General features: G+C 67.9%; 13 protein-coding genes. 2 read left to right on the top strand and 11 right to left on the bottom strand.

Annotation, left to right across the window (positions count from 1 at the left end):
* Window positions 1-159 precede the first annotated feature (159 nt).
* Both AC3IR9_RS09050 and prfB read right to left on the bottom strand, forming a co-directional pair.
* Window positions 160-942 carry a helix-turn-helix transcriptional regulator gene (locus AC3IR9_RS09050; RefSeq protein WP_489295404.1) on the bottom strand — a complete coding sequence of 261 codons (783 nt, stop codon included), beginning with the start codon at window positions 940-942 and terminating at the stop codon, window positions 160-162.
* Window positions 943-1,041: 99 nt separating this feature from the next.
* A protein-coding gene (prfB, locus tag AC3IR9_RS09045; RefSeq protein WP_489295403.1) for a peptide chain release factor 2 occupies window positions 1,042-2,167 on the bottom strand; the annotation gives its coding sequence in 2 pieces (ribosomal slippage) (window positions 1,042-2,091 and window positions 2,093-2,167; 1,125 coding nt in all).
* A 203-nt stretch (window positions 2,168-2,370) separates the two neighbouring features.
* Here prfB and AC3IR9_RS09040 point away from each other — a divergent pair.
* Window positions 2,371-3,117, top strand: coding sequence for a M48 family metallopeptidase (locus AC3IR9_RS09040; RefSeq protein WP_489295402.1), 747 nt, complete (start codon window positions 2,371-2,373; stop codon window positions 3,115-3,117).
* A gap of 70 nt (window positions 3,118-3,187) precedes the next feature.
* Here AC3IR9_RS09040 and AC3IR9_RS09035 read toward each other — a convergent pair whose 3' ends face one another.
* Together AC3IR9_RS09035 and AC3IR9_RS09030 are read right to left on the bottom strand one after the other, a co-directional pair.
* The gene (locus tag AC3IR9_RS09035) at window positions 3,188-4,069 is read right to left on the bottom strand and encodes a LytTR family DNA-binding domain-containing protein (protein WP_489295401.1); all 882 of its coding nucleotides are present in this window, start codon (window positions 4,067-4,069) and stop codon (window positions 3,188-3,190) included.
* Between the two features lie 97 nt (window positions 4,070-4,166).
* Complete coding sequence (locus tag AC3IR9_RS09030) at window positions 4,167-7,079, bottom strand: DUF2135 domain-containing protein (RefSeq protein WP_489295400.1); 2,913 nt, start codon at window positions 7,077-7,079, stop codon at window positions 4,167-4,169.
* A gap of 137 nt (window positions 7,080-7,216) precedes the next feature.
* Here AC3IR9_RS09030 and AC3IR9_RS09025 point away from each other — a divergent pair, with 137 nt between their 5' ends.
* A complete protein-coding gene (locus AC3IR9_RS09025) occupies window positions 7,217-8,272 on the top strand; it encodes a DUF1176 domain-containing protein (RefSeq protein ID WP_489295399.1) in 1,056 nt (351 codons plus the stop codon).
* 24 nt (window positions 8,273-8,296) lie between these two features.
* Here AC3IR9_RS09025 and recJ read toward each other — a convergent pair whose 3' ends face one another.
* The 7 genes from recJ to dapB all read right to left on the bottom strand — a co-directional run bounded on the left by recJ (window position 8,297) and on the right by dapB (window position 18,015).
* Window positions 8,297-10,030 carry a single-stranded-DNA-specific exonuclease RecJ gene (recJ, locus tag AC3IR9_RS09020; protein WP_489295398.1) on the bottom strand — a complete coding sequence of 578 codons (1,734 nt, stop codon included), beginning with the start codon at window positions 10,028-10,030 and terminating at the stop codon, window positions 8,297-8,299.
* Between the two features lie 638 nt (window positions 10,031-10,668).
* Complete coding sequence (locus tag AC3IR9_RS09015) at window positions 10,669-11,589, bottom strand: phosphoglycerate mutase (protein ID WP_489295397.1); 921 nt, start codon at window positions 11,587-11,589, stop codon at window positions 10,669-10,671.
* Window positions 11,590-11,595: 6 nt separating this feature from the next.
* Window positions 11,596-12,060 (bottom strand): transcription elongation factor GreA, encoded by a 465-nt coding sequence (gene greA, locus AC3IR9_RS09010; RefSeq protein ID WP_489295766.1) that lies wholly within the window; start codon window positions 12,058-12,060, stop codon window positions 11,596-11,598.
* An 8-nt stretch (window positions 12,061-12,068) separates the two neighbouring features.
* Window positions 12,069-15,311 carry a carbamoyl-phosphate synthase large subunit gene (carB, locus tag AC3IR9_RS09005; protein WP_489295396.1) on the bottom strand — a complete coding sequence of 1,081 codons (3,243 nt, stop codon included), beginning with the start codon at window positions 15,309-15,311 and terminating at the stop codon, window positions 12,069-12,071.
* Between the two features lie 54 nt (window positions 15,312-15,365).
* A complete protein-coding gene (locus AC3IR9_RS09000; protein ID WP_489295395.1) occupies window positions 15,366-15,920 on the bottom strand; it encodes a hypothetical protein in 555 nt (184 codons plus the stop codon).
* Window positions 15,920-17,050, bottom strand: a complete 1,131-nt coding sequence (gene carA, locus AC3IR9_RS08995; RefSeq protein ID WP_489295394.1) for a glutamine-hydrolyzing carbamoyl-phosphate synthase small subunit — start codon at window positions 17,048-17,050, stop codon at window positions 15,920-15,922. The genes AC3IR9_RS09000 and carA overlap by 1 nt, the downstream gene beginning before the upstream one ends.
* A 224-nt stretch (window positions 17,051-17,274) precedes the next feature.
* Window positions 17,275-18,015: a 4-hydroxy-tetrahydrodipicolinate reductase gene (gene dapB, locus AC3IR9_RS08990; RefSeq protein ID WP_489295393.1), complete on the bottom strand. Its 741-nt coding sequence runs from the start codon at window positions 18,013-18,015 to the stop codon at window positions 17,275-17,277.
* Window positions 18,016-18,054: the final 39 nt, after the last annotated feature.

The following is an 18,054-nucleotide window of genomic DNA, read 5'->3' as shown; positions in this document are numbered from 1 at the left end:
CGCGACCAAGCCCCCATGGACGGGTTCACGGCGGCCCCGCACACCCACAGTGCCCCGCCTTCCCACGGGAAGCCAGCGGTTGCTGTTGTTGTTGCTGTCGCCCTGGCTTGAAAGCCTCTGCGGGTGCCGGGCGCAGCCCGGCCGCGCGCCCCCCCCGCCTTACCTGCGCGGCAGGTAGGTCACCAGCGAAAGATCGTGCCGGCTCTCCGGCACCAGCGCTACGTACTGCAGGTCCAGCAGGCCGCGCGTGGGATGGTTCAAGCGCTTGGCGCCTTCGTCGAAACGACGCACATCGTGCTCGGGCCACCACTGGCGGAATACGTCACTGTGTGCGGCGATGTCCTCGGCCAGGGCCAGGAACGGCGCCTTGTCCGGCGCCTGCGCCATTGCCGCGCGGAAACTGGCGAGCAGTCCACGGGCCATCTCTTCCCAGTTCAGGATCAACGTGCGGTAGGCCGGGTACAGAAACATCAAGCGCAGCGTATTGCGCTCATGCGGCGCCAGCTGGCTGTAGTCGACAAACAGCTCGGCGATGGCCGGATTCCAGGCCAGGATGTCCAGCCGGGTGTTGCGTACATAGGCCGGGATCGGCTGCATGGCCTGGACCAGCTGGCGCAACCCCTCGGTGACCGACTCGTCCGGGGAGTCCAGCGGCACGCCGTAGCCGGACAGCGCGAAGGCATAGGAACGCTCGTCATCGCTCATCCGCAGCACCCGCGCCAGCCGGTCGAGCGCCGCTGGCGAGGCACGTACGTCACGTCCCTGCTCGATCCAGGTGTACCAGCTGACGCTGACCCCGATGGCCAGCGCAACCTCCTCGCGCTTCAGCCCCGGGGTACGCCGCCGCCCGGCCGGCAGGCCCAGCGTGACGGGGTCGGCACGGTCGCGGCAGGCCTTGAGGAAACCGCCCAGCTCCTTGCGCTCGCTGTCGCTGCGCATCACCGCCCTGCCCTGCAGGCGTCACGCGCGGCGCAGGGCGTCATCCACGTCCTGCGCCGGAGGGCCCGGGCAGCGGGCAATGCCGCTGCCACTGGCCCGACCTCAGGCATCGACGCGCTTGGAGCCGACCGCCAGGCCCGACTTGAGGCTGGCTTCGACGAATTCGTCGAGGTCGCCGTCGAGCACCTTCTGCGTGTCCGAACGTTCGATACCGGTGCGCAGGTCCTTGATACGGCTCTGGTCGAGCACGTAGTTGCGGATCTGGCTGCCCCAGCCGATGTCGGACTTGGTGGCTTCCACCGCATCACGCTCGGCGTTGCGCTTCTGGATTTCCAGCTCGTACAGCTTGGCGGCCAGCATCTTCATCGCGTTGTCGCGGTTCTGGTGCTGGCTGCGGCCGGTCTGGCAGGCCACGACCGTGTTGGTCGGAATGTGCGTGATACGCACCGCCGACTCGGTCTTGTTGACGTGCTGGCCACCGGCACCGGAAGACCGGTAAACGTCGGTACGCAGGTCGGCCGGGTTGATGTCGATCTCGATGTTGTCATCCACTTCGGGCGACACGAACACCGAGGTGAAACTGGTGTGGCGGCGGTTGTCCGAATCGAACGGCGACTTGCGCACCAGGCGGTGCACGCCGGTCTCGGTCTTCAGCCAGCCATAGGCGTAATCGCCTTCCACGCGCAGCGTTGCCGACTTGATGCCGGCCACGTCGCCACCGGACACTTCCATCAGCTCGGTCTTCCAGCCGCGCGATTCGCACCAGCGCAGGTACATGCGCAGCAGGATTTCGGCCCAGTCCTGGGCTTCGGTGCCGCCGGCACCGGCCTGGATGTCGACGAAGGCCGGGGCGGTGTCCATCTGGCCAGAGAACATGCGCTGGAATTCCAGCTGTTCGACGTGCTTCTGGTACTTGTCCAGGTCGGCGACCACGGCCAGGGCAGTTTCTTCGTCCTGTTCGCTTTCAGCCAGTTCCAGCAGTTCGCCCGATTCGGCCAGGCCGTCGAGGATCGTGGCGATGCCGCCCACGGTCTTTTCCAGGTTGGCGCGTTCGCGGCCCAGGTTCTGGGCGTACTCGGCGTTGTTCCAGATGTCCGGGTTTTCCAGTTCCCGGGTTACTTCTTCAAGGCGTTCTTTCTTGACGTCGTAGTCAAAGATACCCCCTGAGCGATACCACGCGATCGGTGAGATCGGTGATGCGCTGGCGGACAGGATTGAGCTCAAGCATGTCGGCGATTGATGCGTGTAAAAAGACTGTGCATCATAGCCTATCCGGGCCTTTCCGGCGGTGAGGCCCGCGCCGCCGGCCGGCCCGTTGGCTTGGATGCGACATCACTGGACACGCCGGCCGGTCCAGGCGGTAGACTTCTGCCGCGCCCTGCAGCCCCCGCCGCCCGGCGCCCCCAATTCAACCACATGGAGTTCTACCCGATGAGGAAGTCATCCTCCGCCGCACTGCTGGTCCTCGCCCTGGTGGCCGCCGGCAACGCCTCGGCCATTGATCTGAAGTCGCTCGCCAGCACCGGCATGAAGGCCGGCCAGGCCCTGACCCTGTCCGATGCGGACGTGGCCAAGGCCGCCGACCAGGCCTGCGTGTACATGGACAAGGAAAACAAGGTCGCCCCGGCCAACAGCCCGTACACCCAGCGGCTGGCCAAGATCACCCAGGGCCTGGCCAACGAAGACGGCATGAACCTGAACTTCAAGGTCTACCTGACCGAAGACGTCAACGCATGGGCGATGGCCAATGGCTGCGTGCGCGTTTACTCGGGCCTGATGGACATGGCCTCCGACGATGAAGTGCGCGGCGTGATCGGCCACGAGATCGGCCACGTCAAGCTGGGTCACTCCAAGACCAAGATGCGCACCGCCATGCTGACCTCGGCCGGTCGCGAAGGCCTGGCCGCCTCGGGCAACGCCAATGTTGCCGACCTGACCCAGGGCCAGCTGGGCGAACTGGCCGAGGGCTTCGTCAATGCACAGTTCTCGCAGAAGGAAGAAAGCGCGGCCGACGAGTACGGCTACCGCTTCATGAAGCGCCACAGCTACGACCCGGCCGCACTGGCCAGCATGTTCCGCAAGCTCTCCAGCGAAGGCGGCCTGATGTCCTCGCACCCGGGCTCGGAAGCCCGCGCCGGGCGCATCGACGCGATGATCAAGAAAGACAGCAAGCGCTGAGCCTGCTGCCGGCATCCTGGCCTCCAGGGTGCCGGACCGGTGGCCGGCGCAACGCCGGCCCCGTCAGCGCTCAGCCCGCGGGCGGCACGGCCAGCGCCTGCCGGAACGCGGGCAACTGCCGCCGGCTGCACGGCACCCGCGCACCATCATCCATGTGCAGCAATGCCTCACCGCCGTCCAGCGGCTCGATCGACACCAGCCGACGCACGTTCACCAGCCAACTGCGGTGGGCACGCACGAATACCCCCGGGTCCAACCGCTCCTCCAATGCCGCCATGGTGCTGCGCAGGGGATAGTCGTGTCCGCGCACGCGCAGGTTGACGTAGTTGCCAGCAGCCTGGGCGTATTCGATGTCATCGGTGGCCACCAGGAAGTCGCGCCCCAGCTTGCGTATCAGGAATCGCCCCGGGCGCTCCACCGCCTCCACCGGCAACGCATCTTCCGGCGCGACCAGCAGGTGCGCCTCGCCCTGGCGACGGCGTCCGAACCAGCTGAAGAAGTGTTCGATCGCCACGAAACTGAAGAACGCGCGCACGTCCTTGAGGTACTCGTAGAGCAGGCGCGTCGCCCAGTGGGAGCCATCCACGTAGTGCTCGCCCAGGCTGGCGTAGGCCAGGTGGCGCAGCACCATCATCCCCGCCACATGCAGCAGCGACCAGCCTACGCTGGCCAGCAGGTACAGCGGCAGCCGCCGCTTCCAGGTATCGGCATGCAGCGGCCAGCGCTGGCAGCCCCACCACAGCAGCGGCAGGGTCAGCAGGATCATGCCGGCACTGCTCAGTTCCCAGATCATCGGCTGCCACAGCGCAAGGTCCTCGCCTCGGCGGCTGGCGTCCATCACCTCGACGAAGGCGTTGGCCACCGCACTGCCCAGCAGGATCGTGGCCCAGACCAGCAGGCGCGTGGCGGGGCGCCAGCGGGTGGGTGTGGCCTTGGGCACGGCAGGGTCCATCGAAAGGGCCGGTCAGGATGCTCTGGAGTGCCGATGGTAGCCGCCCCGTTGGTCACGGCGCGGCTACCACCCATCACATTCCCGCGCGGCAGCGCTGTCAGCGCACCTCGAACTCCCCCACCAGCACCGTGTCCGCCCGGTCCTTCAGGCGCATCGTGACCTGCTGGTCGCGCTGCCTGCCGGTGCCCCAATGGGTGCTCAGGCGCAGGCTCAAGGTGGTGGCGCCGGTGACCAGCTGCTCGCGGCTGCCGAAGAAGTTGGCCTCCACCTTGTACTTGCCTGGCTTGGCCTCACGCAGCGAGAACTGTTCCGGTCCGTAGCCGCCGGTGAAGTCCTGCGACATCTGCCCGCCCTGGTAGGTAAGCCGGTTGCCGTAGTACGCGCGCTCGCCGTTGGGGTCGGTCACCCACAGATCCATGTCGCTGTTGTCGCTGTCCCAGCTGAGCACCACGCGCAGGTCCAGTGGCATCGGCCGGCGCAGGCGCGGGTCCACCGCGCGGGTGTCCACGCGCTCGCGCGCGGCCAGGGTGTTGAGTTCGTCCAGTGCGATCAGTGCGATGCCATCGAAGCGGCTGTCCCACGGCCGCACCACGACCTCATTCAACGCCTCCAGCGCCTGCTGGTACTGGCCACTGGCCTGCAGCGCCAGGCCCAGGTCGCGGAAGCTCTGCGGCTCTTCCTCGCCCAGCCGCAGCACCTGCCGGAACACCGGCACCGCCAGTTCCGGCGCGCCCGCCTGCATCAAGCGGTAACCCAGGACACGCAGCACGTGGCGGTTCTCAAGCTGCATCTCGGCCAGGTTGGACAACACGCGCAGCGCCAGCTCGCGCTGGCCCTTGGCCAGCAGCAGGTCGGCCACGTCCAGGTAGAACGCGCTGCTGTCGCTGTGCTGGTCGCGTTCGGCCAGGTAGGTGGCGTAGAGCTGCGCGGGATCGGCCTCACGGAGGCGACGCGCATAGGCCGAATCGGGTTCCCATGCAGCCAGGGTGACCGCGATGGCGCCGCTGTTGGCGCTTTGGCTGTGCTTGCTGGTGGCGGCGTCGGCGGTCTCCAGGTTTCCCCTCGGCGCCGCGGCCAGCGCCATCTGTGCAGGGGGTGCTGGCGGTGAGGGAGCAGTGACCACATCATTGGCGCGTGCTTCCATGTAGTCCTGCGTCCTGGCGGCGGCCACCGCCATTGGCGCGGCCTTGGTCAGTACCGCTTTGGTGGCAGACGTGTCCTTGGGCCAGCGCGTGTTCCACCAGCGCTCGCGGTCGGCGAACTGCAGCGCGATCTGGTCCAGGCGCTGCGCACGCGCCTGCTTTTCGTCGTCGATGCGCACCGCATGCAGGCGGTCGTAGTCAGCGCGCAGCGGTGCCGGGGCGCGGATGCCGTAGCGCAGGTAGTCATCCAGGGTTTCCAGCACCAGCAACGAGGTGTCCGCCCCAACAAGCCAGAACTGCCGGGTGAGCGTGCCGATCGCCTCGGCATTGGCGACCGGATCGACCGCGTAACGGGCCAGCATCGCCGTGGCCCACGCCTGCGCGACCAGGCTGCCGTCCAGCGCACGCGCCGAGGCGACCTGCAGGCGCTGCACATGCACGGTGCCGTCGGCCAGCCGCAGCTGCACGTCCACCTGCCCATCGCTGCGCTGTACGCGTCCGGACACCCGCAACCAGCCCTGGCTGGCGCGACTGGCGTCGGCCAGCAACTGGTCCACGCCGTTGCCACGCAGGGCGACCACCTCGGCCGGTTGCTGCAGCAGCAGCGGCATCGCCCCGTCGACCTCGGCCACGCCGGACACCACCAGTACCTGCCCATGGTGGGCACCGGTCCACGCGCGCAGACGCGCGCTGTCGGTACGCGCACCGGCGCTGCTCAGCGCGTACAGGCGCTGCCCGGCCGCCAACGGCGGCAGGGATGCGGCGCCATAGTTGGACAGTCCATCGCTGACCAGCAGGTATTCGGCGATGTCCGCACGCGGCGTCCACGCGCCCAGCGCGCTGGCACCATCCAGCGGCAGGCCGGCCAGGTGGGCGCGCAACGCACTCCAGTCGCCACCGCGGATGCGGAAGCTGCGCGCCGGCTCGGCGCGGTCGCGCAGCACGGTCAGCACCACCTCGCCCTCGCCGATGGCACCGAAGTAGCGGTCCAGCACCGCCAGCTCGGCGGCACGGTCACGCTGGCGGGCCGAACCGGATGCGTCCCACAACAACCCGACCCGCTTGGGCAATACCCGTGGCGTGGCCTGCGCCGGCACGGGAATCTGCGCCAGCAGATAGCACTGGCCGGTGTGTGTGCCGCTGACCACGTCCAGCTGGCGTACCTGCGGCAGGCGCCACTGCGCCTGCGCCGGCAAGGCATCGCCACGGCCCTGCCACTGCATCCGGTAGGCGCCGTCGCGGGCATCGAAGCGGCCGGACCAGCGGCCACTGGCGACCGGCGCGCCGGTGCCACTGGCCTCCAGTCGCAGCGTCACCTGCTGCGCATTGCGCGCGAACTGCAGCGGCAGGGTCCAGCGCAGCCCCTGCGCGTCCACCGGCAGGGTCTCGCGGAAGGTCAGCACGAGGGTGCGGCTACCGCGCGCCGGAATCGGGTACACGCGCAGCCGGAACTGGTTGCCGGCGGTCTGCTCCAACAGGCCCGGGTCGACCCGCCGCCGCTCGATCGCCTCGAACACCTGCCGCCCCTGCGCCTTGGGCACCGGCACCGCCTCGCGCAGCACGCCGTCGATATCCAGCGCGAACCCGGCCACCTGCTGGCCATCGGCCAGCGGGAACTCCAGCTGGCCTTCCAGCACGCGATTGTTGGGGTTGAAGAACTCCATCTCGATGCGGGTCTCGCCCAGGCCGGCCACCACGCGGCTGTCCAGGCGTACCTGGCGCAGCTGCACCGGCACCTCGGCGCCGGCCACCTGCAGCACTGGCGCCCCCGTTGGCAGCGGCATGACTACCGTGCGCGCTTCGGCCGTTCCTACCTGCATGCCCAGCAGCATGCAGAGCATGCCGATCCCACCCAGTGCGCGTTGCATGTGACGCTCCTTATCCGATGACAGCAGGTTGAACGGATCATGCCGGCAAACGGGGTTGAGGCGACGCAGGGCTTGGCGGGTTCACTGGCGTGCGCCAAGATGCCAGTCCCTCCCAGCACCACCACAAGGATGTTCCGATGCGCCTGCCTGCCCTGCTGCCCCTGCTGTTGTTGGCCCCTGGGTTGCCGGCCCACGCCGCCGGCCCTGTTGCCGGGCTGAGCTTCAGCCACAACGACTGGACCGTGGCCTGCGACAACACCCGCACCTGCCGGGCGGCCGGGTACCAGAACGATGAGGAGGGCAGCAATCTGCCGGTGTCGATCCTGTTGACCCGGCTGGCCGGCCCCAACCAGCCGGTCAAGGCCGAACTGATGCTGGGCCAGTACGACGAAACCAAGCTGCCCAGGCAGCTGTCGCTGCAGATCAACGACGCCAAGCTGGGCGCGTTGAACTACACCGCTGCAGACGGCACTGCCGTGCTGTCGCCGGCGCAGGTCAGTGCACTGCTCACCAGCCTGACCGGCAACAGCCGCATCGTGCTGACCGGTAACGACGGCAAGCGCTGGACCGTGTCCGATCGCGGCGCGGCGGCGGCACTGTTGAAGATGGATGAATTCCAGGGCCGGTTGGGCACACCGGGGGCGCTGGTCCGCAAGGGCACCAAGGCGGAGAGCACGGTGCTGCCGGCCGTGCCGATGCCGGTGGTGAAGCTGGCCAAGGTAGTGCCGACCCGCGCTGCCGATGAAGCCCTGGGCGAATCGAAGGCGCTGCGCGCTGCGCTGGCAGCGGCCACCTCGGCCGACAAGTGCGAAGCCCTGCATCCGGGCGACGGCATGATCTCCAATGAAGGCCCGCAGGAAATCACCGTGCAGCGCCTGAGCGCGGACAAGCTGCTGGTCTCGCAGGCCTGCTGGCGCGCGGCCTACAACACCGGCGACGGCTACTGGGTGGTCAACGACCGCGCCCCGTACCAGCCCAGGCTGGTCACTGCCTCGGGTGCGGGCGACGACGTACGCACCATCGGCGAATCGCACAAGGGCCGCGGCCTGGGCGACTGCTTCTACAGCACCACCTGGGGCTGGACCGGCGCCCAGTTCGTGAAGACCGAGGTGACCAGCTCCGGACTGTGCCGCCTGGTCAGCGCGGGCGGGCCGTGGGACCTGCCGACGCTGGTGAGCAAGGTGCAGGAGTAACCGGCGCACCGGCCTGAGACCGCCTCACGCGTCGGCGCAATGCTCGATGATGAGCTGGATCGCCCCGCCGCCGCGGTAATCGTCACTGACCAGGCGGTAGGCGATATGCACGTGGTTGGCCGGGGCGGTGCCGTGCCAGCCACTGAAGTGGATCGCGTTGATCGGTTCGGCACGGCCCGGGAGGCGCAGGCTGAGCTTGAGGTGCTTCTCCTTCAGCACCTGCCAGCGTGCCACCTGGAAATGACCGTCGAACAACGGCTCGGGGAAGCCCTGCCCCCACGGACCGGCCAGCCGCACCGCCTCGGCGTGGTGGAAATCGAGTTCGCCCGGTGCCAGTTCGCCATCGCTGAGCAACTGCTGTTGCAGCGACGCCGGGTCCATGCTCGCTTCGACGACAGCAATAAACGCCTTCTGGAAATCGTCCAGCCGCGCATGCGGCAGGCTCAGCCCGGCAGCCATGGCGTGGCCACCGAACTTGTCGATCAGCCCGGGATGCGCGGCATTGACCAGCGCCAACGCATCACGGATGTGGAAGCCGGCAATCGAACGCGCCGAGCCACGCAGCGAATCGCTACCGGGCTCGGATGGGGCGAAGGCGATCACCGGGCGATGCAGGCGGTCCTTCATCTTCGAGGCGACCAGCCCGACCACGCCGGGATGCCATTGCGCATCGAACAGGCAGGCGGCGATCGGGCGCTCGCCTTCGGCGCTGAGCACTGCGCGTGAGACCGCCAGTTCGGCGTCCTCGGTCATCAGCTGCTGCACCGCGCGGCGCTCGGCATTGATCTGCTCCAGCGTGGTGGCGATCTCGCGCGCCTGCGCGCGGTCTTCGGTGAGCAGCAGTTCGATGCCCAGCGCCATATCCTCCAGACGCCCGGCCGCGTTCAAACGCGGCCCCAATGCGAAGCCGATGTCGGTGGCGCTCAGTCGCGCCGGATCACGACCGCTGGCTTCGATCAGTGCCTGCAGGCCGACACAGCCCTGCCCGGCCCGCAGCCGGCGCAGACCGGCCGAGACCAGGGCGCGGTTGTTGGCATCGAGCACGACCAGATCGGCGACGGTACCGACCGCCACCAGGTCCAGCAGGGTCAGCAGATCCGGCTCGCGGGTCGTGGCGAACGCACCCTGCTCGCGCAGGTGGCGGCGCAGGGCCATCAGCACGTAGAAGATCACGCCCACACCGGCCAGCGCCTTGCTCGGGAACACGTCGCCGTTGATGTTCGGGTCGACGATGGCATCGGCCGGCGGCAGCTGCTCACCGGGCAGATGGTGATCGGTGACCAGCACCTTCCAGCCCAGCGCCTTGGCGGCGGTCACACCGGCATGGCAGGCGATGCCATGATCGACGGTAACCAGCAGGCCCGGCTGCAGCGGCGCCAGGTCGGCCACCAGCGTCGGCGACAGGCCGTAGCCATGCAGCATGCGGTTGGGCACCGCGTGCACCACATCGCGCGCGCCGAGCATGCGCAGCCCGCGCACGCCGACCGCGCAGGCGGTGGCGCCGTCGCAGTCGAAATCGCCCACCACCAGAATGCGTTCGTTGTTGGCGATGGCCACGGCAAGCAGGTCGACCGCGGCCTGCATGCTGCCCATCAGTTCCGGCGCGTGCAGCTGCGCCAGTTTCGGCTGCGCCTGGGCCGCATCGGTGACGCCGCGCGCGGCGTACAGGCGCTGCAGCAGCGGCAGCATGTCGACCGGCCAGGTGGCCGTGGGCGCAACGGGGCGGCGCTGGATCTGGGGGGTATCGGAAGAAGACAAGTGAGGCTCGATCGCGGGGTATGAGGTGCTGCCACTGGCAGACCCTTGGATGATACCTGCCTGCTACCGGGAGGTGCCTGGAATGCTGTTCACTGAAGTGGCGGCGGCGTTGCTCGGGCATGCCTTCAGCAAGCCGAGCCCCTTCGCGGCCGACAGGCTCTTGGTGCAAATGTCCCCCGGCCGCCTTACGGCAGCCTCCTCCTTGATTTTGCCCAAGAGCCTGTCGGCCGCGAAGGGGCTCGGCTTGCTGAAGGCAGCGGAGATTCCATGCTGCTGTCGCCCGTGCGAGCGTCACCACCAACGGTGGTGACCTACCTTGGCAAGGGCATCGGTCGGTGCCCGCGCGGAAAACCGCAGCGCCCGCGCCAACCATCGGTGTGCGCCGTTGCGCACCGCAAGCCGAGCCGCTTGGCGGCCGGCAGGTCCTTGGCAAAATAAAGGAGGAGGCCGTCGCCGCAGGCGTCGGCCGGGGGACATTTGCGAAAGGGCCTGCCGGCCGCCAAGCGGCACCGAAAGCCCGCGTTACACCCAAGCGAAGACGCACACGCTCGCCGCTGCCGCCCGTTCAAGCGTCACCACCAACGGTGGTGACCTACCTGGGTAAGTGAATCTCTTCACCTCGGATGCGGCGCGGTGGATCAGGCGTCGTGCAGTTGCGCCGGCTTCTTCCAGAACTGCCAGCGCTGGGCCTTGTCGATCTCGAAACGTGCGCCGTCCTCGAAATCCAGCACCAACCGACGCAGTTCACCGCCTTGCAGTGCGGCCAGCAACGGACGGATCGCATCGTTGCCCAGTTGTTCCAGCGAACGCAGCTGGCGCAGGTCGACCAGCGCATCCACCTGCTGGTCGCCATCGGCCTGTACGCCGGCTGCCTTGGCCAGCGCCTGCAGCAGCGACTCGCGGCTGCGCACCTGCACGTGCGCGGTGCTGACGCGCTGCGGCAGCTCGCCACCGCCCCAGAACCACAGCGAGTTGATCGCCCGCTTGCCCGCTGCCACGCGTTGCGCGTTCCAGTCGTGCTGGTGCAACACCACCTGCGCCTCGGTCAACAGGGCACGCCAGCGGCGGCCGGCATCGCCTTCGGGCAGGTGGGCGAACAGGTCATCGCCCAGCACCTCTTCCGGCGAGGCAAACGCCGGCAGCGTGGTTCCCGGCGGCAGCCGCAGGTACCAGCGTGATGGCAGCGGTGCGTCCAGACTGAAGCCGAAGCCGGCGAACAGCGGTTGCAGTGCCGGCAACAACCGCGCGACATCTTCCGGTTCGGGCCGCAGCGTGTCGCCGTGGCCCATCATCCGTGCGCCGTGCATATCCGGCACCACATAGGCCGGATCGGCACGCAGCCAGACCGCATCGGCGGCATCGCCGACATCGAGCTGGCGGGTCAAGGCGGCTACCGGCCAGTGCGCCGGCTGCAGCTGGAAATGCCGCTGCAGCTGGGCACGCTCGCCGGGCTCGACGCTGCTGCGAACCGCCCGTCCCAGCGCCTTCGCCACATCTTCGGGCAACGGCGCGGCCGGGAACCGGCTGCGCGCGGGCAGCAGCAGCGTCGCTGTCGCCATCGTCGATCAGTCCAGGTACTGGACGCTGACGATTTCGTACTCTCGCTGGCCGGCCGGGGCGTCGATCACGATCGAATCGCCTTCCAGCTTGCCGATCAACGCACGTGCCACCGGCGAGGAAATCGCGATCAGGCCGAGTTTGATGTCGGCTTCCAGGTCACCCACGATCTGGTAACGCTTTTCTTCATCGCTTTCCACATCGGCCAGGTTCACCGTCGCGCCGAACACCACCTTGGTGCCGGCATTGAGCTTGGTGATGTCGATGATCTCCGCATGCGAAAGCTCGCCTTCCAGCTGCTTGATGCGGCCTTCAATGAAGCCCTGCTCTTCGCGCGCGGCATGGTATTCGGCGTTCTCCTTGAGATCGCCGTGCGCGCGCGCTTCGGCGATCGCGGCGATGACCTTGGGGCGCTTGTCCGACTTCAGGTGGTCCAGCTCTTCGCGCAGACGCTGCGCGCCCTTCAATGTGATCGGTGCTCTCATGCGTCCAACTCCTTGTGCAGTTCCTGCAGCGACCAGACCGGGCCGGTCCCGCGGAATTCCAGTGATTGCACCAGCGCCTTGGCGCCGGCAATGGTGGTCGAATAGGTGACGCGGTGCTGCAGCGCCTCGCGACGGATCGAGAACGAATCGTTGATCGCCGCACGCCCTTCGGTGGTGTTGACGATATACACGATCTCGCCGTTCTTGATCGAGTCGACGATGTGCGGGCGGCCTTCGACCACCTTGTTGACGATCTCGCAGTCCATGCCGTGCTGCTGCAGCCAGGCGCCGGTGCCGCGCGTGGCCACCAGCGTGTAACCGCGCTCCAGCAGCAGCTTGGCCACCGGCAGCACGCGCTGCTTGTCCGGGTCACGCACCGACACGAACGCCTTGCCCAGCGGCGGCGCCTTGATGCCACCGGCTTCCTGCGCGCGCGCGAAGGCGGCACTGAAGCTGCGGCCCACGCCCATCACCTCACCGGTGGAGCGCATCTCCGGCCCGAGGATCGGGTCGACGCCCTGGAACTTGGCGAACGGGAAGATCGCTTCCTTCACCGAGTAGTAGCCCGGCACGATTTCCTTGGTGGCGCCCTGCTCGGCCAGGGTCTTGCCGGCCATGCAGCGCGCGGCGATCTTGGCCAGCGCCATGCCGGTGGCCTTGGACACGAACGGCACGGTGCGCGAGGCACGCGGGTTCACTTCCAGCAGGTACACGATGTCTTCGCCATTTTCGCCGGCCTGGATCGCGAACTGGGTGTTCATCAGGCCGACCACCTTCAGGGCCTTGGCCAGTTCCACCACCTGGCGGCGCAGCTCGGCCTGGGTTTCAGCCGACAGCGAGTACGGCGGCAGCGAGCACGACGAATCGCCCGAATGCACGCCAGCCTCTTCGATGTGCTCCATCACCCCGCCGATCAGCACGTTGCCGTCCTTGTCGGCAATGATGTCCACGTCCACTTCCACCGCGTTGTCCAGGAAGCGGTCCAGCAGCACCGGCGAATCGTTGGAGACCTTGACCGCGTCACGCACGTAGCGGGCCAGGTCGGATTCGCCGTACACGATCTCCATCGCGCGGCCGCCCAGCACGTAGCTCGGGCGCACCACCAGCGGATAGCCGATCTCGCGCGCCAGCAGCAGCGCTTGCTCGTCGTTGCGGGCGATGCGGTTCGGCGGCTGCTTCAGGCCGAGCTGGTCGACCAGCTGCTGGAAGCGCTCACGGTCTTCGGCCAGGTCGATGGAATCGGGCGAGGTGCCGATGACCGGCACGCCGTTGGCTTCCAGCGCGCGCGCCAGCTTCAGCGGGGTCTGGCCGCCGTACTGCACGATCACGCCCTTCGGCTGTTCCAGCTCGACGATCTCCAGCACGTCTTCCAGCGTCAGCGGCTCGAAGTACAGGCGGTCGGAGGTGTCGTAATCGGTGGAGACGGTTTCCGGGTTGCAGTTGACCATGATGGTCTCGAACCCGTCGGCGCGCAGTGCCAGCGCGGCGTGCACGCAGCAGTAGTCGAACTCGATGCCCTGGCCGATGCGGTTCGGACCGCCGCCCAGGATCATGATCTTGTCGCGGTTGCTCGGCGCCGCTTCGCACTCGTCCTCGTAGGTCGAGTACAGGTAGGCGGTGCCGGTGGAGAATTCACCGGCGCAGGAATCCACGCGCTTGTACACCGGGCGCACCTTGTGCGCACGGCGCAGCGCGCGCACGGCCGCTTCGTTGGTACCGGTCAGCTCGGCCAGGCGGGCATCGGAGAAACCGGCGCGCTTGAGCGTGCGCAGGCGCGCGGCATCCAGCGCGTCGAGGCCATCGGCGGCGAGCTGGGCTTCGGCCTGGATGATCGCTTCGATCTGGTCCAGGAACCACGGATCGATGTGCGACAGCGCAAATACTTCCTCGACGCTGAAGCCGGCGCGGAACGCATCGCCGACGAAGAACAGGCGCTCAGGGCCCGGGGCCTTGAGCTCGCGCTTGATCGTGGTGATGTCGTCTTCGTTGCTCAGGTCCAGGCCGGTCGGGTCAAGCCCGATCTTGCCGGTTTCCAGGCCACGCAGGGCTTTCTGCAACGACTCCTGGAAGGTGCGGCCCATCGCCATCACCTCGCCCACCGACTTCATCTGGGTGGTCAGGCGCGCGTCGGCCGCCGGGAACTTCTCGAAGGCAAAGCGCGGGATCTTGGTGACCACGTAGTCGATCGACGGCTCGAACGAGGCCGGGGTCAGGCCGCCGGTGATTTCGTTCTTGAGTTCGTCCAGGGTGTAACCCACGGCGAGCTTGGCGGCGACCTTGGCGATCGGGAAGCCGGTGGCCTTGGAGGCCAGCGCCGAGGAACGCGACACGCGCGGGTTCATTTCGATCACCACCACGCGGCCGGTGGTCGGGCTGATGCCGAACTGCACGTTGGAGCCGCCGGTGTCCACGCCGATCTTGCGCAGCACGGCGATGGAGGCATCGCGCAGGCGCTGGTACTCCTTGTCGGTCAGGGTCTGCGCCGGGGCCACGGTGATCGAGTCGCCGGTGTGCACGCCCATCGGGTCGAGGTTCTCGATCGAGCAGACGATGATGCAGTTGTCGGCGGTGTCGCGCACCACCTCCATCTCGAACTCCTTCCAGCCCAGCACCGACTCTTCGACCAGCACTTCGCTGGTCGGCGACAGCTCCAGGCCGCGGGTGACGATGTCGATCAGCTCTTCGCGGTTGTAGGCGATGCCGCCGCCACTGCCGCCCAGGGTGAAGCTGGGGCGGATGATGGTCGGGTAGCCGACCCGGGTCTGGATCTCGATGGCTTCCTCAACCGTGTGCGCCACTGCGGCGGCCGGGCAATCCAGGCCGATCTCGCTCATCGCCACGCGGAACAGCTCGCGGTCTTCGGCCATCATGATCGCGTCGCGCTTGGCGCCGATCAGTTCGACGTTGTACTTCTCCAGCACGCCGTTGTCGGCCAGGTCCAGCGCGCAGTTCAGCGCGGTCTGGCCCCCCATGGTCGGCAGCAGCGCATCGGGCCTTTCCTTGGCGATGATCTTCTCGACCGTCTGCCAGTTGATCGGCTCGATGTAGACCGCGTCGGCCATCTCCGGGTCGGTCATGATGGTGGCCGGATTGCTGTTGACCAGCACCACGCGATAGCCCTCGTCGCGCAGTGCCTTGCAGGCCTGCGCGCCGGAGTAATCGAACTCACAGGCCTGGCCGATGACGATCGGGCCGGCACCGATGATGAGGATGGTTTTAAGGTCAGTGCGCTTGGGCATTGTCTTCTCTAAGTCTGGACAGCGTGGCGGATGGGGGTGATCGCTTGCTGTCGATCAGGAAATTTGGTCGGGGGTCAGCGCGATCCGGCACTGGTCCTGCAGGTCCTTGGCCAGGCGCGTCCCGTGGTCATCGGGGGTGGCGATGTCCTGGTCGAGCGTGGCGATGAAGCGTTGGAACGCCGGGCTGGCCAGGAACGCGGTCAGCGCCTCGCGCGCAGCCGGGTCCAGGTCGACGCTGGCCTTTTCAGCCACGGTTTCCGGGTTTGCGTTGCCGAAGGCCTTCTTGAGGCCATCGCCGGCCGGGGTGGCCAGGAAATCCTTCCATTGCGCCATCACCTGGTCACCGTCGTCGCCGAGGCCAACCACCAGCTGGCGCCGGAACTCGGCGTCCAGCAGCGAGCGCACCGGGCCCGCGGCGCAGGCGCGGTCGTTGTCGGGCAGTGCCTTCAGCGCCGGCACGTTGTCGATCATCATCCGGGCCATGCTGGCGCCCAGCGAATCCATGCCCAACGCCTGCACCACATGGCTCACCTGTGCATCGGTGGCCGGCGCGGCATGCACCGAACCGACCGCGCAGGACAGCACCAGCATCAGCGCACTGGCGCGCATCAAGCCTTGGCCTCGGCCATCAGGGTCACGAAACGATCGAACAGCGGGCTGACGTCGGTCGGCCCGGGCGATGCCTCGGGGTGGCCCTGGAACGAGAACGCCGGCACGTCGGTGCGCGCGATGCCCTGGTTGGTACCGTCGAACAGCGAGCGGTGGGTGACCCGCAAGGTGGCCGGCAGCGAGGCTTCGTCGACCGCGAAACCATGGTTCTGCGAGGTGATCATCACCTTGCCGGTGTCCAGGTCCTGCACCGGGTGGTTGGCACCGTGGTGGCCGTGGCCCATCTTGACCGTCCTGGCCCCGGAGGCCAGTGCCAGCAGCTGGTGGCCCAGGCAGATGCCGAAGGTCGGCACCTTCTTGTCGAGGAAGGTCTTGATCGCCGCGATGGCGTAGTCGCACGGCTCCGGATCGCCCGGGCCGTTGGACAGGAACACGCCGTCCGGGTTCATCGCCAGCACCTCGGCGGCCGGGGTCTGCGCCGGCACCACGGTGACGTCGCAGCCGCGCTCGGCCAGCATGCGCAGGATGTTCAGCTTCACACCGAAGTCGTAGGCCACCACCTTGTACTGGGGTGCGGCGCTGACGAACTCATTGCGGTCCAGGTCCAGCTGGCCTTCGGTCCACGGATAGGCCTTGTCGGTGCTGACTACCTTGGCCAGGTCCATGCCCTTCAGGCCGGGGAACTTGCGCGCCGCTTCCAGTGCCTGTTCAACGTCCAGCCCCTCGCCGGCCATCAACGCACCGTTCTGCGCGCCGCGCTCACGCAGGATCCGGGTGAGCTTGCGGGTGTCGATGCCGGAGATGGCCACCACGCCACGCTGCAGCAGCCAGTCCTGCAGCGACACCTGGCTGCGCCAGTTGCTGGGACGGCGTGGCACGTCGCGCACGATCAGACCGGCCGACCACACCTTGTGGGCCTCGTCGTCCTGGTCGGTCATGCCGGTGTTGCCGATATGCGGGTAGGTCAGCGTGACCATCTGCCGGGCGTAGGAGGGATCAGTCAGCACTTCCTGATAGCCGGTCATGGCGGTGTTGAACACCACCTCGCCGACGGACAGGCCGGGCGCGCCTACGGATTCGCCCTCGAATACGGTGCCGTCTTCGAGGACGAGGATTGCGGCTTGGGTCACGGGAATCTCACTTTGGCTACCGAGGGGTCACCGAAGTCACGCCACGCTTCACGGAAAAGCGGTTGCAAAAAAGCGCGGACTGCGGTGCGGGACCGGTCCGGCTGTCGTGATTCGGCGAGCGGGAATTGTAAAGGCAAGCACCCCGCGACGCCAGCGTTTACATGCAATCGCTGACGTACGGCCACGCATGGCCAGCCCGGGGTTCAGGGTCACCCCTCCCCCATTCAGCCAATAACGGCAGGGCCGGCACCGGCCAGCAGGTCGCGGACCCGGTAGCTGCCCGGCGCCCGCCCGGTCAGCTGGGCCGCGGCAAACAGCGCGCCGCGCGCGAATATGTCGCGGTTGGTGGCACGATGGGTCAGCTCGATGCGCTCGCCCAGCCCGGTGAACTGCACCAGGTGCTCCCCGACGATGTCGCCGGCGCGCAGGCTGGCGTAATGCGGTTGCGCGCCCCCCTTCTGTGCGGCTGCGCCCAGGGTCAGCGCGGTCCCCGAGGGCGCGTCCTGCTTCTGGCTGTGGTGGGATTCGACGATGTCGCAATCCCAGCCGTCCAGCGCCGCCGCGGCACGCTCCACCAGTTCATCCAGCACCGCCACGCCCAGGCTGAAGTTGGACGCCCACACCAGCGGGATGGTCGCGGCGGCCTGGATCAGTGCCTGGCGCTGCGCCTCGCTGATGCCGGTGGTACCCGAGACCAACCCGGCACCGCGCTCCACGCACAGCGCCAGTACCGGGTCGAACCCCTCGGGCAGGCTGAAGTCGATGGCCACGTCGAAAGGCGGCGCGCCGGCCAGCTCGCTGGCGGCGAAGTGCGGCACCCCGTCGACCACGCGCTGAACCGGCGAACGGCGGGTCACCGCCGCCACGATCTGCAGCGCGGGGGTGTCGGCGGCCAGCCGCAACAGGGCCTGGCCCATGCGCCCGGACGCACCGTGGATGAGCAAACGAAGAGGGGCGGTAGTCATGCCTGCAGGCTAGCGGAAAAGCCACCCCTCCGGTAGGTA

Source organism: Stenotrophomonas sp. GL_101, assembly GCF_057835675.1.
Note: the sequence above shows the minus strand (reverse complement) of the source record. Positions and strands in the feature narration are given on the sequence as shown.

Coding starts and splice junctions, on each gene's coding strand:
- AC3IR9_RS09040 (WP_489295402.1), top strand. CDS start 2,371: ATGAGGAAGTCATCCTCCGCCGCACTGCTGGTCCTCGCCCTGGTGGCC.
- AC3IR9_RS09035 (WP_489295401.1), bottom strand. CDS start 4,069: ATGGACCCTGCCGTGCCCAAGGCCACACCCACCCGCTGGCGCCCCGCC.
- AC3IR9_RS09030 (WP_489295400.1), bottom strand. CDS start 7,079: ATGCAACGCGCACTGGGTGGGATCGGCATGCTCTGCATGCTGCTGGGC.
- AC3IR9_RS09025 (WP_489295399.1), top strand. CDS start 7,217: ATGCGCCTGCCTGCCCTGCTGCCCCTGCTGTTGTTGGCCCCTGGGTTG.
- AC3IR9_RS09015 (WP_489295397.1), bottom strand. CDS start 11,589: ATGGCGACAGCGACGCTGCTGCTGCCCGCGCGCAGCCGGTTCCCGGCC.
- carB (WP_489295396.1), bottom strand. CDS start 15,311: ATGCCCAAGCGCACTGACCTTAAAACCATCCTCATCATCGGTGCCGGC.
- AC3IR9_RS09000 (WP_489295395.1), bottom strand. CDS start 15,920: ATGCGCGCCAGTGCGCTGATGCTGGTGCTGTCCTGCGCGGTCGGTTCG.
- dapB (WP_489295393.1), bottom strand. CDS start 18,015: ATGACTACCGCCCCTCTTCGTTTGCTCATCCACGGTGCGTCCGGGCGC.